The 21,911-nt window shown below is 72.8% G+C and carries 20 protein-coding genes; 10 read left to right on the forward strand and 10 right to left on the reverse strand.

Features of this window, described 5'->3' with window-relative positions; all coding sequences use genetic code 11:
• Position 1: 1 nt before the first annotated feature.
• From QNO09_RS00190 to QNO09_RS00200, 3 genes are read right to left on the reverse strand one after another with little or no spacing between them, the layout of a single operon-like run.
• On the reverse strand, positions 2-1,708 hold the full coding sequence (locus QNO09_RS00190) for an L-aspartate oxidase (RefSeq protein ID WP_283967928.1): 1,707 nt from the start codon (positions 1,706-1,708) through the stop codon (positions 2-4).
• Positions 1,705-2,706 (reverse strand): pantoate--beta-alanine ligase, encoded by a 1,002-nt coding sequence (gene panC, locus QNO09_RS00195; RefSeq protein WP_283967929.1) that lies wholly within the window; start codon positions 2,704-2,706, stop codon positions 1,705-1,707. The genes QNO09_RS00190 and panC overlap by 4 nt, the downstream gene beginning before the upstream one ends.
• Positions 2,703-3,632: a Rossmann-like and DUF2520 domain-containing protein gene (locus QNO09_RS00200; RefSeq protein WP_283967930.1), complete on the reverse strand. Its 930-nt coding sequence runs from the start codon at positions 3,630-3,632 to the stop codon at positions 2,703-2,705. The genes panC and QNO09_RS00200 overlap by 4 nt, the downstream gene beginning before the upstream one ends.
• A 180-nt stretch (positions 3,633-3,812) precedes the next feature.
• Between QNO09_RS00200 and QNO09_RS00205 the strand changes: the two genes are divergently transcribed.
• Positions 3,813-5,009 carry a threonine aldolase family protein gene (locus QNO09_RS00205; RefSeq protein WP_283967931.1) on the forward strand — a complete coding sequence of 399 codons (1,197 nt, stop codon included), beginning with the start codon at positions 3,813-3,815 and terminating at the stop codon, positions 5,007-5,009.
• A 155-nt stretch (positions 5,010-5,164) separates the two neighbouring features.
• On the opposite strand, the gene QNO09_RS00210 is transcribed toward QNO09_RS00205, so the two are convergent.
• Positions 5,165-5,833 (reverse strand): response regulator, encoded by a 669-nt coding sequence (locus QNO09_RS00210; RefSeq protein WP_283967932.1) that lies wholly within the window; start codon positions 5,831-5,833, stop codon positions 5,165-5,167.
• Between the two features lie 54 nt (positions 5,834-5,887).
• Positions 5,888-7,078: a sensor histidine kinase gene (locus QNO09_RS00215; RefSeq protein WP_283967933.1), complete on the reverse strand. Its 1,191-nt coding sequence runs from the start codon at positions 7,076-7,078 to the stop codon at positions 5,888-5,890.
• A 118-nt stretch (positions 7,079-7,196) separates the two neighbouring features.
• Here QNO09_RS00215 and QNO09_RS00220 point away from each other — a divergent pair, with 118 nt between their 5' ends.
• Positions 7,197-8,189, forward strand: coding sequence for an SAM-dependent methyltransferase (locus QNO09_RS00220; RefSeq protein ID WP_283967934.1), 993 nt, complete (start codon positions 7,197-7,199; stop codon positions 8,187-8,189).
• A gap of 3 nt (positions 8,190-8,192) precedes the next feature.
• Here QNO09_RS00220 and QNO09_RS00225 read toward each other — a convergent pair whose 3' ends face one another.
• On the reverse strand, positions 8,193-9,344 hold the full coding sequence (locus QNO09_RS00225) for an NADH-quinone oxidoreductase subunit D (RefSeq protein WP_283967935.1): 1,152 nt from the start codon (positions 9,342-9,344) through the stop codon (positions 8,193-8,195).
• Positions 9,345-9,375: 31 nt separating this feature from the next.
• Between QNO09_RS00225 and QNO09_RS00230 the strand changes: the two genes are divergently transcribed.
• Both QNO09_RS00230 and QNO09_RS00235 read left to right on the forward strand, forming a co-directional pair.
• Complete coding sequence (locus QNO09_RS00230) at positions 9,376-9,906, forward strand: PH domain-containing protein (protein ID WP_283967936.1); 531 nt, start codon at positions 9,376-9,378, stop codon at positions 9,904-9,906.
• Positions 9,903-11,237, forward strand: a complete 1,335-nt coding sequence (locus QNO09_RS00235; RefSeq protein ID WP_283967937.1) for a PH domain-containing protein — start codon at positions 9,903-9,905, stop codon at positions 11,235-11,237. The genes QNO09_RS00230 and QNO09_RS00235 overlap by 4 nt, the downstream gene beginning before the upstream one ends.
• A gap of 59 nt (positions 11,238-11,296) precedes the next feature.
• On the opposite strand, the gene QNO09_RS00240 is transcribed toward QNO09_RS00235, so the two are convergent.
• Positions 11,297-12,553, reverse strand: a complete 1,257-nt coding sequence (locus QNO09_RS00240) for a hypothetical protein (protein WP_283967938.1) — start codon at positions 12,551-12,553, stop codon at positions 11,297-11,299.
• 134 nt (positions 12,554-12,687) lie between these two features.
• Positions 12,688-13,806 (reverse strand): alpha/beta hydrolase, encoded by a 1,119-nt coding sequence (locus QNO09_RS00245; RefSeq protein ID WP_283967939.1) that lies wholly within the window; start codon positions 13,804-13,806, stop codon positions 12,688-12,690.
• Between the two features lie 233 nt (positions 13,807-14,039).
• Here QNO09_RS00245 and QNO09_RS00250 point away from each other — a divergent pair, with 233 nt between their 5' ends.
• From QNO09_RS00250 to QNO09_RS00275, 6 genes are all read left to right on the forward strand, one after another.
• On the forward strand, positions 14,040-15,875 hold the full coding sequence (locus tag QNO09_RS00250; protein ID WP_283967940.1) for a phosphatidylglycerol lysyltransferase domain-containing protein: 1,836 nt from the start codon (positions 14,040-14,042) through the stop codon (positions 15,873-15,875).
• Between the two features lie 73 nt (positions 15,876-15,948).
• Positions 15,949-16,836, forward strand: a complete 888-nt coding sequence (folP, locus tag QNO09_RS00255; protein ID WP_283967941.1) for a dihydropteroate synthase — start codon at positions 15,949-15,951, stop codon at positions 16,834-16,836.
• Complete coding sequence (locus QNO09_RS00260) at positions 16,833-17,339, forward strand: nuclear transport factor 2 family protein (protein WP_283967942.1); 507 nt, start codon at positions 16,833-16,835, stop codon at positions 17,337-17,339. Before folP ends, QNO09_RS00260 begins: the two co-directional genes overlap by 4 nt.
• 236 nt (positions 17,340-17,575) lie before the next feature.
• Complete coding sequence (gene folB / locus QNO09_RS00265) at positions 17,576-17,935, forward strand: dihydroneopterin aldolase (protein ID WP_283967943.1); 360 nt, start codon at positions 17,576-17,578, stop codon at positions 17,933-17,935.
• Positions 17,932-18,543, forward strand: coding sequence for a 2-amino-4-hydroxy-6-hydroxymethyldihydropteridine diphosphokinase (gene folK, locus QNO09_RS00270; protein WP_283967944.1), 612 nt, complete (start codon positions 17,932-17,934; stop codon positions 18,541-18,543). Before folB ends, folK begins: the two co-directional genes overlap by 4 nt.
• 59 nt (positions 18,544-18,602) lie before the next feature.
• Entirely contained in the window at positions 18,603-19,091 is a 489-nt protein-coding gene (locus tag QNO09_RS00275; RefSeq protein WP_283967945.1) for a DUF3180 domain-containing protein, read from the forward strand.
• A gap of 20 nt (positions 19,092-19,111) precedes the next feature.
• On the opposite strand, the gene folE is transcribed toward QNO09_RS00275, so the two are convergent.
• Positions 19,112-19,717, reverse strand: coding sequence for a GTP cyclohydrolase I FolE (gene folE, locus QNO09_RS00280; RefSeq protein WP_283967946.1), 606 nt, complete (start codon positions 19,715-19,717; stop codon positions 19,112-19,114).
• 126 nt (positions 19,718-19,843) lie between these two features.
• Entirely contained in the window at positions 19,844-21,883 is a 2,040-nt protein-coding gene (ftsH, locus tag QNO09_RS00285) for an ATP-dependent zinc metalloprotease FtsH (protein ID WP_283968389.1), read from the reverse strand.
• Positions 21,884-21,911: the final 28 nt, after the last annotated feature.

Here is a 21,911-nt window from a genome sequence, read left to right on the forward strand (position 1 = left end):
GTCACTGCTCCTGGTGGGCGTGGGTGGCGAGGGTTGCGGGGAAGTGTGTGGTGTCCGTGGTGTGCACGGCCAGCGTGCGGTCCGGATTGAGGCGCACGACGATGTGGCGGCGCCAGGTGGTGTCGTCGCGCTCGGGGCGGTCCTCGCGCCAGTGGCAGCCCCGGGTCTCCTCCCGCAGCAGGGCGGCGGCGACCAGGACCCGGGCCACGCACAGGAGGTTGGTGGCCTCCCAGGTGTCGACGCCGGCCTCGGCCGTCTTGCCGTTCTCGGCGAGGGCTTCCCGGGCGTCGGTGTGCAGTCGCTGGAGCTGGTCGGCGGCCCTGCCGAGGGACCCGGCCGAGCGCAGGACGCCCGCCCCGCTCGTCATGATCCGCTGGATCGCGAAGCGTGCCTCGGGGGTCTGCAGGGGGTGCTCGGGGATCTCCGGGTGCGGGACCGGCTCGGGCACGCGCGCCTGGAGGCCGTTCGCCGCGATGTCGGCCGCGATGCGCTCGGCGTAGACGAGGCCTTCGAGCAGGGAGTTGGACGCCAGCCGGTTGGCGCCGTGCACACCGGTGCAGGCGACCTCGCCGCACGCGTACAGGCCGGGGACGGTGGTCCGGCCGTGGGAGTCGGTGCGTACGCCGCCGGAGGCGTAGTGAGCGGCCGGGGCGACCGGGACGGGGGTGGTGACCGGGTCGATGCCGTGGGCGCGGCAGGCGGCGAGGATCGTCGGGAAGCGGTGTTCCCACATCTCGGCGCCGAAGTGACGGGCGTCGAGGAACATGTGCTCGGCGTCCTGCTCCTGCATGCGGCGCATGATGCCCTTGGCGACGATGTCGCGGGGGGCGAGTTCGGCGAGTTCGTGCTGCCCGACCATGAAGCGCACGCCGTCGGCGTCGATCAGGTGGGCGCCCTCGCCGCGCACGGCCTCGGAGACCAGGGGCTGCTGGCCCTCCGCGTCCGGGCCGAGGAACAGCACGGTCGGGTGGAACTGGACGAACTCCAGGTCGCTGACCTCCGCGCCCGCCCGCAGCGCGAGCGCCACGCCGTCGCCCGTCGACACCGACGGGTTGGTGGTCGCCGAGAAGACCTGGCCCATGCCGCCGGTCGCGAGGACCACCGCGGGGGCGTGGACGGCCCCGACACCGTCGTGCTGGCCCTCTCCCATGACGTGCAGGCTCACGCCGGCGGTGCGGCCCTCGGCGTCCGTGAGGAGGTCCAGGACGAGCGCGTTCTCGACGGTGCGCATGCCCCGCGCGCGGACGGCCTCGACCAGGGCGCGGGAGATCTCGGCGCCGGTGGCGTCGCCGCCCGCGTGGGCGATGCGGCGGCGGTGGTGGCCGCCCTCGCGGGTCAGGGCCAGCTCGCCCTCGGACTCGTCGAACCGGGCGCCGGTCTCGATGAGGCGGCGCACGGCGTCGGGTCCCTCGGTGACCAGCAGGCGGACGGCGTCCTCGTCGCACAGGCCCGCACCCGCGACCAGGGTGTCGTCCAGGTGCTGCTCGGGGGTGTCGCCGTCGCCGAGGGCCGCGGCGATGCCGCCCTGGGCCCAGCGGGTGGAGCCGTCGTCGAGACGGGCCTTGGTGACGACGACCGTCCGCAGGCCCGCGGCCTCGCAGCGCAGGGCGGCGGTCAGGCCCGCGACGCCGGAGCCGACGACGACCACGTCCGCGGCGATGGACCACCCGGGGGCGGGCGCGTGCAGTCGTATGCCTGTGGTGGTCACGAGGCGGCTCCGAAGCTTCCGAAGGTGAGGGGGATGTTGTCGATCAGCCGGGTCGTGCCGACCCGGGCGGCGACGGCGAGGACGGCGTCGCCGGTGAAGTCGTCCCCGATCTCGGTGAAGTCCGAGGGGTCGACCAGGGCGAGGTAGTCCAGGGCGAGCGGCGGATCGAGGCGGGCGGCCTCGTCGAGGAGCTGGCGGGCGGCCGCGCGTACGGCCGCCGGGCCGCCCGGGACGGCCGTCGCCACGGCGTGCGCGTCGGCCGCCGCGCGGGACTCCCCTATGGCGCTGAGGGCCTCGGCACGCGCCTGTGTGGCGGGTACTTCGCGGGCCCGGGCGCGCAGCGCCTCCTGCGCGGCATGCCGGTCCCGGCCCGCGAACAGAGCACCGGACAGGGCGAGGGCGGTGCGCCGCTCGGCGGCCGAGAGGTAGCGGTTGCGGCTGGACAGGGCCAGGCCGTCCTCCTCGCGGACGGTGGGCACACCGACGATCTCCACGCCGAAGTTCAGGTCCCGCACCATGCGGCGGATCAGGGCGAGCTGCTGGGCGTCCTTCTGCCCGTACAGGGCGACGTCGGGGCGCGTGAGGTGCAGCAGCTTGGCGACGACGGTGAGCATGCCGTCGAAGTGGCCGGGACGGGAAGACCCCTCCAGGCGCTCGCCCATGGGGCCGGCGGTGATGCGGACCTGGGGCTCGCCGCCGGGGTACACCTCGTCCACGGCGGGGGCGAACACCACGTCGGCGCCCGACTGTTCGGCGAGCCTGATGTCGGCGTCCAGGGTGCGCGGGTAGCGGTCGAGGTCCTCCCCCTCGCCGAACTGCAGCGGGTTGACGAAGACGGTGACGACGACCTCTCCGTCCGGCCCGGCGATGCCGCGCGCGGTGCGGATCAGCGTGGCGTGGCCCTCGTGCAGGGCGCCCATGGTCATCACCACGGCGCGACGGCCCGCACGCGTGCGTGCCCGCAGTTCACCCGCGGTGCGCAGCAGGGTGGTGGTCATCGGGCGCCCCCTTCGGTGCCGTCGGTCCCGGTGGCGAGTACCCCGAGGAGGTCCTCGGCGAGTTCCGGCTTCAGCAGACCGTGGGCCAGGGCCCGGTCGGCGGTCGCGCGGGCCATCGCCAGATAACCGGCGACGGTCTGCGGGGCGTGCCGGCGCAGCTCGGTGACGTGCGCGGCGACCGTGCCCGCGTCCCCGCGCGCGACCGGGCCGGTCAGGGCCGCGTCGCCGGAGCGCAGGGCGTTGTCCAGGGCCGCGCCGAGCAGCGGACCGAGCATGCGGTCGGGGGCCGTCACCCCGGCCGCGCTCAGCAGCTCCATGGACTGGGCGACCAGCGTGACCAGGTGGTTCGCGCCCAGGGCGAGCGCCGCGTGGTAGAGCGGCCGGTTCTCCTCGGCGATCCACTCCGGTTCGCCGCCCATCTCGATGACCAGGGCCTCGGCGGCCAGGCGCAGCTCCTCGGGGGCGGTGACGCCGAAGGAGCAGCCGGCCAGCCGCTGGACGTCCACGGGGGTGCCGGTGAAGGTCATCGCGGGGTGCAGGGCCAGCGGCAGGGCGCCCGCGCGCAGGGCGGGGTCGAGCACCCGCGCGCCGTACCGGCCGGAGGTGTGGACGAGCAGCTGCCCGGGCCGCACGGACCCGGTGTCGGCGAGACCGGTGACCAGCTCGGGCAGGGCGTCGTCGGGAACGGTCAGCAGCACCAGGTCGGCCCGCTTCAGGACCTCGGCGGGCGGCATCACCGGCACGTCGGGCAGCAGCTGCGCGGCCCGGCGCCGGGAGGTCTCCGAGACCGCCGAGACGGCGACCGGGCGGTGTCCGGCGAGCTGCAGGGACGCCGCCAGGGCGGGGCCGACGCGGCCGGCGCCGACGACGCCGACGGTGAGCCGCGCGGGGCGGTCCTTGGGGTCTGGCTGTGGGGTTGTGTTCACTCGACGGCGGCCTTCCCGTTCCAGTCCGCTCCGGGTACCGGACGATTTCTCGTCATGTTAACGCGATCGGTTCGAGGGACGTTCGGTCGTCCACAGGCTGTGCACGCCCGTGCGGCATTCCCGGGAGGGCGTAGCGAAATGCGGATGCCCGGCGACGCGCGGGCGAGGGAGGATCCGGCCATGACCGATACAGCAGCGGAACAGGACGGGCGGCCGGACGGACGGCCGGCGGACGAGGACCGGGGGGCACGACTGCGGGAGCGGCGGCTGGCCGCCCACCGCGCGGCACGGCGCGTGTTCGCGCGCTTCGGCTTCCACCGCACCCTCCGGGAACGCCTGGCGGTGCTGGAGGAGGCGGCGGGCGTGCACGACCTGGACGAGCTGTCCGACCTGTACGGCGGCGGTGTCGTCGAGGCGCTGGAGACGAAGGTCGCCGGGCTGCTCGGCACCGAGGCCGCCGCGTTCTTCCCGACGGGCACGATGGCCCAGCAGGTGGCCCTGCGCTGCTGGGCCGGCCGCACCGGGAACCCGACGGTCGCCCTGCACGCGCTCAGCCATCCCGAGGTGCACGAGCGGAACGCGTTCAGCGAGGTCGGCGGTCTGCGCCCGGTACGGCTGACGAGCGAGCCGCGGCTGCCGACCGCCGCGGAGGTGCGCGACTTCGAGGAGCCCTTCGGGGCGCTGATGCTGGAACTGCCCCTCAGGGACGCCGGTTTCCTGCTGCCCACCTGGGAGGAGCTCACCGCGGTCGTGGAGGCCGCGCGGGAACGGGACGCGGTCGTGCACTTCGACGGGGCCCGCCTGTGGGAGTCCACCGTCCACTTCGGCCGGCCCCTGGAGGAGATCGCTGGCCTGGCCGACAGCGTCTACGTGTCGTTCTACAAGTCCCTGGAGGCGTTCGGGGGCGCGGCGCTCGCGGGTCCGAGGGAGCTCGTCGAGGAGGCGAAGACCTGGCGGCACCGGTACGGCGGGATGGTCTTCCAGCAGTTCCCCACGGTGCTGTCGGCGCTGGTCGGGCTGGAGCGGCAACTGCCCCGGCTGCCGGAGTACGTGGCCCACGCGCGCGTGGTGGCCGCCGCGATGCGCGAGGGGTTCGCGGCGGCCGGGGTGCCGTGGGCGCGCGTGCATCCGGAGGCGCCGCACACCCACGACTTCCAGGTGTGGCTGCCCTACGAGCCGGACGTCCTCGCGGAGGCGGCGGTCCGCGCGGCCGAGGAGACGGGGGTCGTCCTGTTCGGCAGCGGCTGGGAGCGGGGCGGTCCGGGGTTGGCGTTCACGGAGGTGCATGTGCGGGCCGAGGGGCTGGAGTGGACCGCCGAGGACGTGAAGGCGGCGGTGGCCGAGTTCGTGACCCGGCTGCCGGAGCGGGTCGGGTAGGGCGCCGCCGCCACCGCCACCGCCACCGCCACACGGTCTCCCGGAACCGCCGCCGCGGCCGCTACGTCCCGCACCAGCCGGACGGGACGGTGGTGGCCCGGCTCGGCAGCGAGTTCCTGGAGGGGACCCTCAGGTAGCGGGCCCGGGCGGGCGGGTCAGCCGTGGCCGCCGGCCCGCACCAGCCCCGTCTCGTAGGCCAGCACCACGACCTGCACCCGGTCCCTGAGGCCCAGCTTGGTCAGGATGCGGCCCACGTGCGTCTTCACGGTCGCCTCCGACAGCACCAGCCGCGCCGCGATCTCACCGTTGGACAGGCCCTGCGCGACCAGCACCATGACCTCGCGCTCGCGTTCGGTGAGCCGCTCCAGCTCCTTGTGCTGGGGCTGCTTGGTGCCCGGCAGCATGGGCGCGAAGCGGTCCAGGAGCCGCCGGGTGGTGGAGGGCGCGACGACGGCGTCACCGCTGTGCACGGCCCTGATCGCGGCCAGCAGCTCGGCCGGCGGCACGTCCTTGAGCATGAAGCCGGAGGCGCCCGCCTTCAGCCCGGAGAAGGCGTACTCGTCGAGGTCGAAGGTGGTCAGGATGAGCACCTTCGGCGGGTCGGTGTCCGCGCAGATCCGCCGGGTCGTCTCCACCCCGTCGAGCTTCGGCATGCGGACGTCCATCAGCACCACGTCGACCTCGGCCGTGCGCAGTTCCTGGAGGGCCTCGACACCGTCGCCCGCCTCCGCGACGACCTCCATGTCCGGTTGGGCGGCGAGCACCATCCGGAACCCGGTGCGCAGCAGCACCTGGTCGTCGACGAGCATCACGCGGATCGCCATCGGTCCTCTTCCCTAAGGGTCGTTACAGGTGTCAGCAAGGGGCGTGTGCCGGTGTCAGTGCGCGGGTTTGAGCGGCAGCAGGGCACTGATGCGGAATCCTCCGCCCGGGCGCGGGCCCGCGTCCAGGGTGCCGCCGACCATACCGACCCGCTCGCGCATGCCGATCAGGCCGTGGCCCTGGCCGTCGAACCCGCCCTCCTCGTACAGCTCGTGCGGGGCGCCCTTGCCGTCGTCCTCGACGAGCAGGCCGAGGCCGTCGTCGAAGTACACCAGGCGCACGCTCGCGCCCGCGTTGGCGCCACCGTGCTTGCGGGTGTTGGTGAGCGCCTCCTGCACGATGCGGTAGGCGGTGAGCTCGACGCCGCTGGGCAGCGGGCGGGGCGTGCCCTCGACCTTGAAGTCGACGGGCAGTCCGGAACCGCGGCACTGCTCGACGAGGTCCTCGATCTGCCGCACATCGGGCTGCGGCACGTACTCTCCGGCCTCCTGGTGCTCACCGGTGCGCAGTACCCCCAGCAGGCGGCGCATCTCGGCGAGGGCCTGGCGGCCGGTGGAGGAGATCGTCTCCAGGGCCTTCTTGGCCTGGTCGGGCGCGGCGTCGAGGACGTAGGCGGCACCGTCGGCCTGGACCACCATCACCGAGACGTTGTGCGCCACGACGTCGTGCAACTCGCGGGCGATGCGGGCGCGTTCGGCGGCGACGGCGACCTTGGACTGCGCCTCGCGCTCCTTCTCCAACCGGGCGGCCCGCTCCTCGAGCTGCGCGAAGTAGGCGCGGCGGGTACGGATGGAGTCGCCCAGCACCCAGGCGAGGGCGAAGGGCACGGTCATGAAGACGGTCAGGACGATGTTGCCGAAGACGGAGGTCTCGTCGCTCGGCCAGCGCGCCTGGGCCAGGGGGGCCGCGCACAGGCCGGCGCCCAGCGCGAAGCGGGAGGCCCAGCGCGCGCCCTCCGCGGCGACCGTGTAGACGATCACGAGCATGGCGAAGTCGGCGGGGCTGATCTCCACGTCGGTGATCAGCTGGGCCACCCCGGCCGCGGCCGCGAGCAGCAGCATCTTCTCCGGCATCCGCCGGCGCAGCGCGATCACCAGGCACAGCAGCAGGGCGAGCGGAATGGCGGCGGCCGTGGGTCCGTAACCGCCCCCCACACCGCCCACCAGCGACATCCCGAGGAGGACGACGGCCCAGGTGCCGTCGACCCACGTCGGGTGCCTGCGGAGGAAGTCATAGAGGCGCTGCACGTAACCCAGCGTAGGGAAGCGGGATAGGTGCAGGGGTCAACCGGAGGGCCGATCCGTACCCGTCGCGCATACTCCGCAAGGTGGAGTTGCGTACGTTGCGTGCGCTTAGCCTGGGCCGGTGACAGCGGGAACCGGAGACCAGTGGCGCGGGTGGCGTGCGGCGGCGCGGGACGCCCTGTACGCGCCGGGGGGCTTCTACCGGCGCGCGGAGGGGCCGGCCGGACATTTCCGGACGTCCGTGCACGCCTCGCCACTGTTCGCCGGGGCCGTGGCCCGGCTGCTGTGCCGGGTCGACGAGGCCCTGGGGCGGCCCGCGGTGCTGGATTTCGTCGACATGGCGGCCGGGCGGGGCGAGCTGGCCGGCGGGGTGCTCACCGCGCTCCCCGCCGATGTGGCGGCCCGCACGCGCGCGTACGCCGTCGAGATCGCCGAGCGGCCCGCGGGGCTCGATCACCGGATCGAGTGGCTGGCCGAGCCCCCGCGGGGGACGACCGGGCTGCTGTTCGCCAACGAGTGGCTGGACAACGTCCCCGTGGAGGTCGCCGAGGTGGACGCCGCGGGCGTCGCACGGCGGGTGCTGGTCCGGGAGGACGGCACCGAGCGGCTCGGCGAGCCGGTGGACGGGGCGGCGGCGCGGTGGCTGGAGCGGTGGTGGCCACTGCCCGGCGAGGAGGGGCTGCGGGCCGAGATCGGCCTGCCCCGCGACGAGGCCTGGGCCGCGACGGTCGCGACGGTCGGCCGGGGGCTCGCCGTCACCGTGGACTACGCGCACACGGCGGCCACCCGGCCGCCGTTCGGGACGCTCACCGGCTTCCGCGGGGGCCGCGAGACCACACCGGTGCCGGACGGCTCGTGCGACCTCACCGCCCATGTCGCCCTGGACGCGTGCGCGCTGCCCGGCGGGCGGGTGCTTCCGCAGCACGAGGCGCTGCGCGCCCTGGGCGTGACCGGCGCACGCCCCCCGCTCACGCTGGCCTCCACCGACCCCGCCGGGTACGTGCGCGCCCTCGCGCGTGCCGGAGAGGCCGCCGAGCTCACCGCCGTGGGCGGGCTGGGCGACTTCGGCTGGCTGGTACAGCCGGTGGCGATCCCGGACCCGTTCCGGGAATGAGCCCTACTTGTCGATGTCCCCGACCACGAAGAACATCGACCCCAGAATCGCCACCATGTCCGCCACCAGCGTCCCCGGCAGCAGCTCCGTCAGCGCCTGGATGTTGTTGTACGACGCCGAGCGCAGCTTCAGCCGGTACGGGGTCTTCTCGCCCTTGCTGACGAGGTAGTAGCCGTTGATGCCGAGGGGGTTCTCGGTCCAGGCGTACGTGTGGCCCTCGGGCGCCTTCAGGACCTTCGGCAGGCGCTGGTTGACCGGCCCGGGCGGCAGCTCGGCGAGCCGGTCCAGACAGGCGTCGGCCAGGTCCAGCGCGTTGTGCGTCTGCTCCAGGAGGCACTCGAAGCGGGCCAGGCAGTCGCCCTCCTGCCGGGTGACCACCTTCAGGGTGTCCTGGAGCTCGCCGTAGGCGAGGTACGGCTCGTCCCGGCGCAGGTCGAAGTCGACGCCCGAGGCGCGCCCGATCGGCCCGCTCACCCCGTAGGCGTGCACGGCCTCCGGCGTGAGCCCGCCCACGCCCCGGGTGCGGCCCCGGAAGATCTCGTTGCCGAGCACCAGGTCGTCGAAGCGGTCCATCCGGGAGCGCACATCGGCGACGGAGGCACGCGCGCGCGTGGTCCACCCGGCCGGCAGGTCCTCCTTGAGGCCGCCGACCCGGTTGAACATGTAGTGCATCCGCCCGCCGGAGACCTCCTCCATGACGTGCTGGAGCTCCTCGCGCTCCCGGAAGGCGTAGAAGATCGGGGTGATGCCGCCGAGCTCCAGCGGGTACGAGCCGAGGAACATCAGGTGGTTGAGCACCCGGTTCAGCTCGGCCAGCAGGGTGCGCAGCCACACCGCGCGCTCGGGCACCTCCATGCCGAGCATCCGCTCCACGGCGAGGACCACGCCCAGCTCGTTGGAGAACGCCGACAGCCAGTCGTGGCGGTTGGCGAGCATGATGATCTGGCGGTAGTCGCGCGCCTCGAACAGCTTCTCCGCGCCGCGGTGCATATAGCCGATCACCGGCTCCGCGTGCCTGATGCGTTCGCCGTCCAGGACGAGCTTCAGCCGCAGCACGCCATGGGTGGACGGGTGCTGCGGCCCGATGTTGAGCACCATGTCGGTGCTCTCCGCGGCGCCGCCGATTCCGACCATGGTCTCCGTCGTAGGAGTCATGGACACAGTCTCTCCTACGTACGCTGGCCCTATGGATACGGGGAGTGCGCAGGAGGCGGGACCGGACGGGCCGCGGGGCACGATCGGGGCGGCCGGGGCCGAGCCGGTGTGGATCGCGCTGCCGCCCGGCCTGCTGAGGATGCGCCGGCTGCTGCTGGTGGTGTGGCTCGGGCTGATCGCCCTGGCCGCCGGGTTGCTGCCGGGGCTGCTGGCCGGGCCCGCCTGGGCCGCCTTCGCGCTGCCGCCGCTGGCGCTGCTGGCCTGGGGCTGGGTGATGATCGAGCGCAACTGGCGTTCCTGGCGGTACGCCGAGCGTGCCGACGACCTGCTGATCAGCCGTGGCGTGCTGTGGCGCGAGGAGACGGTCGTGCCCTACGGCCGGATGCAGCTGGTCGAGGTCACCTCCGGGCCCGTCGAGCGGCACTTCGGGCTGGCCAGCGTGCAACTGCACACGGCCGCCGCGGCCACCGACGCGACCATCCCCGGCCTGGACCCGGCCGAGGCGGAACGGCTGCGCGACCGGCTCACCGAGCTGGGCGAAGCCCGGTCGGCGGGGCTGTGACGGCGCCCGGGGCCGCCGAGACCTCACCGGGGGCCGTCGAGGTCATCGAGCGGCGACTGCACCCCGTCACACCGCTGCGCCGCGCCTGGGCACCGGTCGCCGTGCTCATCGGCTGGGCCGTGCACGACCCCGACGGGGCGCAGCGCCAGCTGACCCGGCTGACGACGACCACCCTGCTGATCGGCCTCGCCGTGCTCGTCCCGGCCGCCGCCCTCTACGGCTTCTGCTCCTGGTGGTTCACGCACTTCGCGGTGACCGAGACCGAACTGCGCATCCGTACCGGACTCGTCTTCCGGCGCACCGCGCACATCCGGCTGGAGCGGATCCAGGCCATCGACGTCACCCAGCCGCTGCTGGCCCGGGTCGTGGGCGTGTCCAAGCTCAAACTCGACGTCATAGGCACCGACAAGAAGGACGAACTGGCCTTCCTCGGCGCCGATGAGGCCCGGTCGCTGCGGGCCGAACTGCTCGCCCGGGCGGCCGGTTTCGCCCCCGAGACCGCGCACGAGGTGGGCGAGGCCCCGTCCCGGCGGCTGCTGCGGGTGCCGCCCGGCGTGCTCGCCCTGTCGCTGGTGCTGACGGGCGCCACCTGGGTGTCGCTGGCCGCGGCGCTCGTCGTCCCGCCGGTGCTGTGGCTGCTCACCCACAGCCTGTGGACGGTCCTCGCGGTCGCCCTGCCGCTGCTGGGCGCGGCGGGCGCGAGCAGCGTGGGGCGGTTCGTCGCCGAGTACGACTGGACGGTGGGCGAGTCGCCCGACGGGCTGCGCATCGACCACGGGCTGCTGGACCGGGCCCACGAGACGGTCCCGCCGGGGCGCGTGCAGACCGTGCGGATCGTGGAACCGCTGCTGTGGCGGCGGCGCGGCTGGGTGCGCGTGGAACTGGACGTGGCGGGCTCGTCCAACTCCGTGCTGGTGCCGGTGGCTCCGCGCGAGATCGCCGAGGACGTGATCGGGCGCGTGCTGCCCGGGGTGAGCGTGCCGGAGGCCGCGGCCCTGTCGCCCGCGCCGCGCAGCGCCCGCTGGTGCGTGCCCCTGTGGTGGCGCGGCTACGGACTCGCCGTCACGGACGCGGTGTTCGCGGCCCGGTCCGGGCTGCTGCGGCGGAGCCTGGCGCTGGTGCCGCACGCCAAGGTGCAGAGCGTGCGGATGACGCAGGGGCCGTGGGAGCGGGCCCGGGGCGTCGCCGACGTGTGTGTGGACACGGGCGCGAACAAGACGGTGCGGGCCCGGCTGCGGGAGGCCGGTGAGGCACGCGCGTTGCTGGCGGCGCAGGCGGAGCGGTCCCGGACGGGGCGCGCGGACGCGCGGCCGGATCGCTGGATGGCCTGACCGTCCGCACGCAGTGGGCCCCCCGGCCGCAGCCGAGGGGCCCTGCGTCGCGGCGAGCGTCAGGACACCGCGCTGCGCAGTCCCTGCAGGTCGATCTGCTCCGTCTCGTCGTGCGCCGTCAGGTCGATGACCTGGCCGATGCCGCGCGACTCCTCGTCGGCCGGCTTGTACCGGGCCTCGGTCTCGGCCTTGTGCAGGGCGAGCGCCTCCTGGCCGACGACATCGGCGAGGTCCTCGTTCTGCACGGCCTCCAGGGCCGCGCGCGAGGTGCCCGCCTTGGTGCCGAAGAAGTCGAATCCGCCCTCCGTCAGCGGACGCCGGACCGGCGGCTGCGGCGGGACGGCCACCGCGGTCGGCACGGTGTAGTGCCCGGCGAGCCGGCCACCGGACCGCTCGGCCCGGGCGGGCTCCGGCAGCTGACCGGCCTCGCCGACCGGGACGGAGGTCTTTCCGGCCGGTCCGGAGGTCTCGCCGCGGGGCGCGGAGGCTTCGTCGCCGGGCGCGGACGTGTCGGCGGTCGCGCGCTCGTGGCCGTCGGCGGCCGCCTCGGACCGCCCCTGCTTCTCGTCCTCCCGCGCCTGCTTCCCCCGCTCCGCCTGCTCCTGCTTCGGCGGCTGCGCGGACTCCGCGTCCTCGCCCCGCGGCACGCCGTCGCCGTCACCGCCGCCGTCCGGGTCCGGGGCCGTCTCACCGTCGAACCGGGCCAGTGCGGCAGCGGCCCGCAGGAACAGCCGGGAACCCTCGGGCGAGAACACGGCGGGAACCGCGGGCTCCTCCTCGGCGGCGGGAGCGGCCGGCGCCTCGTCCGGCCCCGGCGCCGTGTCCGCCGTCCCCGCCGGCAGCGCGGCCCGTGCCGGAACCGTCGCCTCTATCTCGAGCACCCGGCGTTCCTCCAGGACGCTCGCGCGCTCGGTCTCCGCCGTGGCGTACCGGCGCAGCAGCGCGGCGTGCTCGTTGCGCAGCCCGGCCAGTTCCGTGCGCTTGGCGCGCAGCCGCTGCTCCAGCTTGCCGCGCAGTTCGCGCGACTCCTCCAGGTCGGCCTCCAGTTCGGCGACCCGCTCCTCGAAGCGCCACTCGTCGCTCGCACGCGCGCGCGTGAGGTCGGCGACGCGCTTGCCCGCCTGGGTGTCCCAACGGCGCAGCACGACCGCGCCGATGATCGCCGTCGCCGCGGCGGCGGCGGCCAGACCGCGGAGCACCATCGGCTCCGTGAACACCCAGGGCCCCAGGGCGCAGACGAGGGAGACGCCTGCGATCGCCGACGGGGGCAGCAGCCTGTGCAGGGGCGGGGAATGGCGGTGACGTCCACGTGGCATGGCCAGAAACTTACCGCGCGTAGGCGAATCATGGTGACCCACCCCGCAAAAACAAAGCCACACCGAAACGTTCACACGGCATCAGAACGCGCGAAGAAGTGGAATCGGCCGCTCAAGCAATTCCCAAGATCATTTCAACGCCCGCCCAGCCGCCCGCTCATCCACTCCAGGGCCGCCGGAATCTCGCGCCGCCAGGTGTTGAAGTTGTGCCCACCGCTTTCCAGGATGATCGACGAGATCCGCGTCCGCCCGTTGCCCTTCACCCGCTCTATGAACCGCAGTGTGTCCCGGTAGTTGGCCTCTCCCCGCTTACTGCTGCTGACCAGCAGGGACGTATCGGGAGCGGGCATGTGCGCCAGGTACCACCACAGATCGGCGCGATTGCGCAGCCCCTTGTCACCCTGGAAGAGATCGCCTGTCGTGGCGTCGATCGGCGCCTTGTAGTACGCGGACAAGCCCGCCCCGGCGCCGTACACATCGGGATGGTGCAGGGCGATCTTCAACGCGCAGTAGCCGCCCGTGGAGTTGCCGATGATGCCCAGACCACCCGGCTTATCGGCCACCCTGTAGTGGGTGCGCAACGCGTCGGGGAGATCCTTCGCGAAGAACGACTCCGTCCGCGGTCCACCCGGGACATCGACGCACTCCGTGTCGCGGGGCGGCGCCACCGTGGGACGCAGCATCACGAGGATCATCGGCTTCGCCCGTCCCGCGCGGGCCAGTTCCAGAGCCGTACGCGGATAGTGCAGCTTCTCCACCAGCGCCGACGCCGTACCCGGGTAACCCGTCAGCACGACGGCCGTCGGGAACCGGTGGGTGCGGTAGCGCGGCTGGAAGTACTCCGGTGGCAGGTAGACGTACGCGGCCGTGGCGATGCGGGTCGTACGGCCCACGATGTCGACCTGCTGGACCCGGCCGCCGGCCCGGGGCAGCGCCCCGCCCGCCCCGGGCACCCGGCGCGAACCCACCACCTCCAGCGGGCCGCCACCGGCTGTGTGGTCGACGACCACACCCTGCTCCTTCTCCTGGCCGAACAGGTCCGCCCAGCTCGCGTAGAACCCGAACGCCTGGTTGGCGGCGAGGCCCACCGCGGCGAACAGCGCCACCTGGGTGCCCAGCAGCAGCCCGACACGCCCGCCCACCGCACGCCGGCTCCGCCGGGCCAGCCGCGGCCACAGCCAGACCGTGCCGGTGAACAGCAGCACCGCCGACAGCACCGCCAGCGCCAGCACCTTGTTGCTCGTCAGACCCATGGGTTGATTACCTGCACGCGCTCTCCGCCCGGAGTCGGCCCGCGCCGACACCTTCGCACGAGCTTGTCCCGGACTTTCCTTGGCCTTTGAAACGGCTTTGACGTGAGGAGTGAACCTCTCCCCCCGAGACACCGTCCTAGAGGGCGCAATGTCGCCGGATGACCGAAACGGCACCGGATTCAAGGTCTCTCGCAGAACTACGGGATGCGATGTCTGTCAGGACAGATGAGGAAATGTCGGGCGAGGTTCCGAGTCGCGGCAGCGGCACGGCCCGTCCGGGCCGGGTGCGCCGGATACTGAGCGGACCACGCCCCGAGGCGGTCCCCGTCCTCGTCGGCAGAGCCTGCGCCCTGGTGGGCGCCCTGGACATCGCCGCGGGCGTCTTCCCCCGCTTCCGGCACAGCCGGATGCACGCCATCGCCGAGGTCCTGCCCGGCGCGCTCGGCCCGTTCGCGGCCGCCCTCTCCCTCAGCACCGGCGTGCTGTTGCTGCTGCTCGCCCACGGCCTCAAGCGCGGCAAGCGCCGGGCCTGGCGGGCCGCGGTGGCGCTCCTGCCCGCCGGTGCCGTCGCGCAGTTCGCCTACCGGCACTCCCTGGTGGGCGTGCTGATCTCCCTGGCACTGCTGGCACCCCTGCTGCGCCACCGCGACCAGTTCAACGCCCTGCCCGACCCGCGCAGTCGCTGGCGGGCCCTGGCCAACTTCGTCCTCATGGGCGCCGGTTCACTGCTGCTCGGACTGCTCGTCGTCAGCGTCCACGCCGAGCACATCGTCGGCGACCCGAGCCTCGCCGACCGCATCACCCACGTCATCTACGGCCTGTTCGGCTTCGAGGGCCCCGTCGAGTACCAGGGCCCCACCTCCTGGACCGTCGCCTTCTCCCTCGGCGCCCTCGGCCTGCTCACCGCCGTCACCACCGTCTACCTGGCCTTCCGCCCCGAACACCCGGCCGCACAGCTCACCGAGGAGGACGAGGCCCGGCTGCGCGCCCTGCTGGACCAGCACGGGCGCCGCGACTCCCTCGGCCACTTCGCCCTGCGCCGCGACAAGGCCGTCGTCTTCTCCCCCAGCGGCAAGGCCGCGGTCACCTACCGCGTCGTCTCCGGCGTGATGCTCGCCAGCGGCGACCCGATCGGCGACGTCGAGGCCTGGCCCGGCGCCATCGAACGCTTCATGGACGAGGCCAAGGCCCACTCCTGGACCCCCGCCGTCATGGGCTGCTCCGAGACCGGCGGCGAGGTGTGGACCCGCGAGACCGGGCTCGACGCCCTCGAACTGGGCGACGAGGCGGTGGTGGACGTCACGGATTTCTCCCTCGCCGGCCGCGCGATGCGCAACGTGCGCCAGATGGTCAAGCGCATCGAGCGCGCCGGTTACGAAACCCGGGTACGACGTGTCCGTGACCTCGGCGAGACCGAACTGGAGCGCATCCGCCGGGCCGCCGACGACTGGCGCGGCACCGACACCGAACGCGGCTTCTCCATGGCACTGGGCCGCGTCGGAGACCCCGCCGACGGCGACTGCCTCATCGCCACCGCCCACAAGCAGGACGAGCACCCCGGCCCCTACGGCGACCTGAAGGCGATCCTGCACTTCGTGCCGTGGGGCACCGACGGTGCCTCCCTGGACCTGATGCGCCGCGACCGCTCCGCCGACCCCGGCATGAACGAACTGCTCATCGTGGCCTCCCTCCAAGCCGCCCCCAAGCTCGGCATCACGCGCGTCTCCCTCAACTTCGCCATGTTCCGCGCGGCACTGGCCCGCGGCGAGAAGATCGGAGCCGGACCGGTGCTGCGCGCCTGGCGCGGACTGCTGGTCTTCCTCTCCCGCTGGTTCCAGATCGAGTCCCTGTACAAGTTCAACGCCAAGTTCCAGCCGGGCTGGGAGCCGCGGTTCGTCGTCTACCGCGCCTCCGCCGACCTGCCCCGCATCGGCTTCGCCGCCATGCAGGCCGAGGGCTTCGTCAACCTCGCCCTGCCGCTGCCGCGCTTCCTGCGCCGTCGGCGCCCCGCCGCCCACCGCCCGTGCGCCCACGCCGCCAGGGCGGAACGCGACGTCCGGGCGGCCTGACCCGTCCCACGCCGGAGGCCGTCCGCCCGGGCCGAAGCGCCTGACGGCCCTCACCGGGGCCTACGCTGAACATATGAGCAACCAGAGCGGACGCGGGCGCGTGGCGGGCCTACCCGAATGGGACCGCTGCGCGGTCATGGGAGTCGTGAACGTCACCCCCGACTCCTTCTCCGACGGCGGCCGCTTCTTCGACACCACGGCCGCCGTCAAACGCGGCCTCGACCTGGTCACCGAAGGCGCGGACCTGGTCGACGTCGGCGGCGAGTCCACCCGCCCCGGAGCCACCCGGGTCGACGAGGCCGAGGAACTGCGCCGCGTCATCCCCGTCGTGCGCGGCCTGGCCTCCGAGGGGGTCACGGTCTCCGTCGACACCATGCGCGCCTCCGTCGCCGAACGGGCCCTCGCGGCCGGTGCCGCCCTGGTCAACGACGTCAGCGGCGGCCTCGCCGACCCCCGCATGATCCCGGCCGTCGCCGACGCCGGCGCCCCCTTCGTCGTCATGCACTGGCGCGGCTACCTCCAGGGCGGCAACGTCCGGGGCGAATACGCCGACGTCGTCACCGAAGTCGTCGACGAACTGCACGCGCGCGTCGAGGCCGTCCTGGCCGGCGGCATCACCCCCGACCGCGTCATCGTCGACCCCGGCCTCGGCTTCTCCAAGGACGCCGAGCACGACCTCGCCCTCCTCGCCCACCTCGACCGGGTCCTCGCCCTCGGCCACCCGCTGCTCGTCGCCGCCTCCCGCAAACGCTTCCTCGGCCGGGTCCTCGCCGCCCCCGACGGCCCGCCACCCCCCGCACGCGAACGCGACGCGGCCACCGCCGCCGTCTCCGCACTCGCGGCGCACGCCGGAGCATGGGCGGTCCGCGTCCACGAGGTACGCGCCACGGCGGACGCCGTCCGGGTCGCCCGCGCCCTCACCGCAGCACGCGGAACGAGCAGCGCGGAAGGAACCCGGTGAGCGCCCCGCACACCGACGTCGAGCAGGTCGAGGCCGCCAACACCGCCTTCTACGAGGCACTGGAACAGGGTGACTTCGAAGAACTCGCGTCGCTCTGGCTGACCCCCTCCGACCTGGGCGTCGACGAGACCTACCACGACCCGGCCGACACCGGCGTGGTCTCCTGCGTGCACCCCGGCTGGCCCGTGCTCACCGGCCGCGGCGAGGTCCTCCGGTCGTACGCGCTGATCATGGCGAACACCGACTACATCCAGTTCTTCCTCACCGACGTGCACGTCTCGGTCACCGGCGACACCGCCCTGGTGAACTGCACCGAGAACATCCTCAGCGGCGGCCCCGCCCCCGAGGGCGCCGGCGAGGAGCTCGGCCCGCTCGTCGGACAGCTCGTGGTCGCCACCAACGTGTTCCGGCGCACGCCCCAGGGGTGGAAGATCTGGTCGCACCACGCATCCCCCGTCCTCGCCGAAACCGACGAGGACGAACAGGACGACACCCCCACCTGAGTGGGTACGCGCCAGGAAGTGGTTGGAAGCACCCAGCCACGGGTAGGGGCGGCTACCAGCCTGTGAGCCGACGGGTTCCCCCGGGAAAACGCCGGATGAACCCTGCCGGACCCGGCCGAATCCCCCACCCCGTGACCCGGCCCCGTCGGTGCGCGCAGGTAGATTCGACCGAGGCCGGTGTGCCGACCGCACACGGCACCGCCCGGCCCTGACCGACGATTGCAGGAGTGATTCGCGTGGATCGTGTCGCGCTGCGCGGCCTGAAGGCCCGCGGGCACCACGGGGTGTTCCCGAAGGAACGCGAGGAGGGCCAGACCTTCATCGTGGACCTCGTCCTCGCCCTGGACACCCGCCCGGCCGCGGCCGACGACGACCTGGCGAAGACCGTGCACTACGGCATCGTGGCCGAGGAGGTCGTGGCCGCCGTCCAGGGCGAGCCCGTCGACCTCGTCGAGACCCTCGCCGAGCGCATCGCCCAGGTCTGCCTGAAGCACGAGGTGGTACAGGAGGTCGAGGTCTGCGTCCACAAGCCGGACGCCCCGATCACCGTCCCCTTCGACGACGTGACCGTCACCATCACCCGGAGCCGAGTATGACCGCGCCCTTCATCAAGGGTCCGACCGACCCGACCGTACAGCCGGTGCCCGCCGCCGTCGTCGAGAAGGTCGACGCCGCCGACACGACGCTGTCCAACCCCAAACGGGCCGTGGTCGCCCTCGGTTCCAACCTCGGCAACCGCCTGGAGACCCTCCAAGGGGCCATCGACGCCCTGGAGGACACGCCCGGCGTCCGCGTCAAGGGCGTCTCCCCGGTCTACGAGACCGAGCCCTGGGGCGTGGATCCCGGCAGCCAGCCCGCCTACTTCAACGCCGTCGTCGTCCTCAAGACCACCCTCCCGCCGTCCTCGCTCCTGGAGCGCGCACACGCGGTCGAGGAGGCCTTCCACCGCGTCCGGGACGAGCACTGGGGCCCCCGCACCCTCGACGTCGACATCGTGTCCTACGCCGAGGTCGTCTCCGACGACCCGCGGCTCACCCTCCCCCACCCCCGCGCCCACGAACGCGCCTTCGTCCTGGCCCCCTGGCACGACCTGGACCCCGAGGCGCAGCTGCCCGGCCACGGCCCCGTCGCCGGTCTGCTGGACTCCGTCACCCGCGACGGCGTGACACCCCGCGCGGACCTGGAACTCCGGCTGCCCGAGTAGCCGTTAAGGTCAAGACGGCCGCGAACCGGGCCGGAAGCCGGGGGAACCGAAGGGACACCGTGAGAGAGCTGCGTATCCGGGTGCTGGCCGGCGTCTTCGTCGTGGCCGCAGTCCTGTCCTGGGCGGGCGCCCGCCTGTGGAACTCGGTCGGAACGCTCCCCAGCGTCCCCCTGGCCGCCCCCGTCGTCCTCGCCGTGATCGCCGTGATCCTGCTGGCCACCGCGCTCTCGATCCGCGCCCGGCTCAAGGCCCAGCGCGAGCGCCGCCCCGAGGCCAAGGGCGTCGACCCCCTCATGGCGGCCCGCGCGGTCGTCTTCGGCCAGGCCAGTGCCCTGGTCGCCGCCCTCGTCTCCGGCATGTACGGCGGCACCGGCGTCTTCCTGCTGGAGTCCCTCGACATCCCCGCCCGCCGCGACCAGGCCGTCTACGCCGGCCTCTCCGTCCTCGCGGGCATCGGCGTCATAGCGGCAGCGATCTTCCTGGAACGCGTGTGCAAGCTCCCGGAAGACGACGAGAACGACGGCACGGGGGTGGCCCCGACGGTCTGACGCGGGGCTTCGGCGGGGCGTCAGCGGGCCATGATGAGGCTCATCGCCTCGTTCCGCGTCGCCATGTCCCGCAGCTGTCCCCGCACGGCCGACGTCAGCGTCTTGGCGCCCGGCTTGCGGATCCCCCGCATCGACATGCACATGTGCTCGCACTCCACGACGACGATGACCCCGCGCGGCTCCAACATCTCCATCAGGGAGTCCGCGATCTGCGTGGTGAGGCGTTCTTGTACCTGGGGGCGCCGGGCGTAGACGTCCACGAGACGGGCCAGCTTGGACAGCCCGGTGATCTTGCCGTTGGTGGCCGGGATATACCCGACGTGTGCGACTCCCCGGAACGGTACGAGATGGTGCTCACAGGTCGAGTACACCTCGATGTCCTTCACCAGCACCATCTCGTCGTGCCCGATGTCGAACGTCGTCGTCAGCACGTCCTCGGGCTTCTGCCACAGCCCCGCGAATATCTCCTTGTACGCCCGCGCCACCCGCGCCGGCGTCTCCCGGAGGCCCTCGCGGTCCGGGTCCTCACCGACCGCGATCAGCAGTTCGCGTACGGCGTTCTCGGCGCGCTTCTCGTCGAACTCGCCGATCCGGCCGTCGCCGTCCAGCGTCACGGGGTCGGTCATCTGGTGCCTCGTTCCTGTGTCTTCACGGGGCGGCCTGCGGAAATGGCGAAAAGCCGCGCCCCCCAGGCTAAAACCTGGGGGGCGCGGCATCCATTCCGGGGCCGTGGGCCGCCGGGAGAGCCGGGATCAGCTCTCGGGGCGGTCCTCCGGGGTCCGCTCGGGCGCCGGGGCGGGCTCCGCCGCGGTGCTCTTCGCGGTGGAGATGGCCGGCGTCGCGCCGTTCGCACCGTTCGTCAGGGCCAGCTCCTTGGGGGAGAGGACCGGCGGGCGGGTGGACGGCGTGCGGCGGGAGGAGCCGGTCCAGGCGGGCCTGGGCGGGCGCTTGACGATGGGGGCGAAGATCTCGGCGATCTGCTCCTTGCCCAGCGTCTCCTTCTCCAGCAGCTGCAGCACGAGGTTGTCGAGGACGTCGCGGTTCTCGACCAGGATCTCCCAGGCCTCGTTGTGCGCGGTCTCGATGAGCTTCTTGACCTCTTCGTCCACGAGCGCGGCGACCTCTTCCGAGTAGTCGCGCTGGTGAGACATCTCACGGCCGAGGAAGGGCTCGGTGTTGTCGCCGCCGAACTTGATCGCGCCGAGACGCTCGGTCATGCCGTACTGCGTGACCATCGCGCGGGCCAGACCGGTGGCCTTCTCGATGTCGTTCGCGGCGCCCGTGGTGGGGTCGTGGAAGACGAGCTCCTCGGCCGCGCGGCCGCCCAGCATGTAGGCGAGCTGGTCCAGCATCTCGTTGCGCGTGGTCGAGTACTTGTCCTCGTCCGGCAGGACCATCGTGTAGCCGAGAGCACGGCCTCTCGACAGGATCGTGATCTTGTGGACGGGGTCGGAGTTCGGCGAGGCCGCCGCGACCAGGGCGTGTCCGCCCTCGTGGTACGCGGTGATCTTCTTCTCCTTGTCCGACATGATCCGGGTCCGCTTCTGCGGGCCCGCGACCACACGGTCGATCGCCTCGTCCAGCATGTGGTTGTCGATCAGCTTCTGGTCGCTGCGGGCCGTCAGCAGGGCGGCCTCGTTCAGCACGTTGGCCAGATCGGCACCCGTCATGCCGGGCGTACGGCGGGCGACGGCCGACAGGTCGACGTCGGGCGCGACCGGCTTGCCCTTCTGGTGGACCTTGAGGATCTCCAGACGGCCCTGCATGTCCGGGCGGTCGACGGCGATCTGCCGGTCGAAGCGGCCGGGGCGCAGCAGCGCCGGGTCGAGGATGTCGGGCCGGTTCGTGGCGGCGATGAGGATCACGCCGCCCTTGACGTCGAAGCCGTCCATCTCGACGAGGAGCTGGTTCAGGGTCTGCTCGCGCTCGTCGTGACCGCCGCCGAGGCCGGCGCCGCGGTGGCGGCCGACCGCGTCGATCTCGTCGACGAAGACGATCGCCGGGGCGTTCGCCTTGGCCTGCTCGAACAGGTCTCGGACTCGGGAGGCACCGACACCGACGAACATCTCGACGAAGTCGGAACCGGAGATCGAGTAGAAGGGAACGCCCGCCTCGCCCGCGACGGCGCGTGCGAGCAGGGTCTTGCCGGTGCCTGGGGGCCCGTAGAGCAGGACGCCCTTGGGGATCTTGGCGCCGACGGCCTGGAACTTGGCCGGTTCCTGGAGGAACTCCTTGATCTCGTGGAGCTCCTCGACGGCCTCTTCGGATCCGGCGACGTCGGAGAAGGTGGTCTTGGGGGTGTCCTTGGTGATGAGCTTCGCCTTGGACTTCCCGAAGTTCATGACCCGGGAGCCGCCGCCCTGCATCTGATTCATCAGGAACAGGAACACGACCACGATCAGCACGAAGGGCAGCAGGGAGAGCAGGATGCCGACGAACGGGTTCTGCTTGGACGGCGAGACGGTGTAGCCGTCCGGGATCTGCTCGTCCTGGTACTTGTTCTGCAGCGTATTGGCGATGGCAACGCCTTGATCGCCGATGTAGCTCGCCTGGATCTTCGAGCTGCCCTCGATCTTTACGCCGTCTTTGAGCGTGGCCTTGATGGTCTGCTCGTCACCGGTGGTCAGCTTGGCCGACTCGATCTTGTTCTGGTTGATCGCCTGGACGACCTGGCCGGTGTCCACCGTCTTGTAGCCGCCGGACGAGCCGACGACCTGCATCAACACGACCACGGCAAGGACGGCCAGCACGATCCACATGACCGGCCCACGGAAGTATCGCTTCACGTCCATCCATACGGAGCGGTGCCGCCCCGTCCCT

Source organism: Streptomyces sp. 378 (assembly GCF_030124145.1).
In the GTDB taxonomy this organism is placed as follows: Bacteria; Actinomycetota; Actinomycetes; order Streptomycetales; family Streptomycetaceae; genus Streptomyces.

Excerpts from the sequence above, each read along its gene's own strand:
- QNO09_RS00210 (WP_283967932.1), bottom strand. The coding sequence starts at position 5,833 with ATGGCGATCCGCGTGATGCTCGTCGACGACCAGGTGCTGCTGCGCACC.
- QNO09_RS00250 (WP_283967940.1), top strand. The coding sequence starts at position 14,040 with ATGTCGGGCGAGGTTCCGAGTCGCGGCAGCGGCACGGCCCGTCCGGGC.
- folE (WP_283967946.1), bottom strand. The coding sequence starts at position 19,717 with ATGACCGACCCCGTGACGCTGGACGGCGACGGCCGGATCGGCGAGTTC.
- QNO09_RS00225 (WP_283967935.1), bottom strand. The coding sequence starts at position 9,344 with ATGACTCCTACGACGGAGACCATGGTCGGAATCGGCGGCGCCGCGGAG.
- QNO09_RS00205 (WP_283967931.1), top strand. The coding sequence starts at position 3,813 with ATGACCGATACAGCAGCGGAACAGGACGGGCGGCCGGACGGACGGCCG.
- folP (WP_283967941.1), top strand. The coding sequence starts at position 15,949 with ATGAGCAACCAGAGCGGACGCGGGCGCGTGGCGGGCCTACCCGAATGG.
- panC (WP_283967929.1), bottom strand. The coding sequence starts at position 2,706 with ATGACCACCACCCTGCTGCGCACCGCGGGTGAACTGCGGGCACGCACG.
- QNO09_RS00245 (WP_283967939.1), bottom strand. The coding sequence starts at position 13,806 with ATGGGTCTGACGAGCAACAAGGTGCTGGCGCTGGCGGTGCTGTCGGCG.
- QNO09_RS00230 (WP_283967936.1), top strand. The coding sequence starts at position 9,376 with ATGGATACGGGGAGTGCGCAGGAGGCGGGACCGGACGGGCCGCGGGGC.
- folK (WP_283967944.1), top strand. The coding sequence starts at position 17,932 with ATGACCGCGCCCTTCATCAAGGGTCCGACCGACCCGACCGTACAGCCG.
- ftsH (WP_283968389.1), bottom strand. The coding sequence starts at position 21,883 with ATGGACGTGAAGCGATACTTCCGTGGGCCGGTCATGTGGATCGTGCTG.
- QNO09_RS00240 (WP_283967938.1), bottom strand. The coding sequence starts at position 12,553 with ATGCCACGTGGACGTCACCGCCATTCCCCGCCCCTGCACAGGCTGCTG.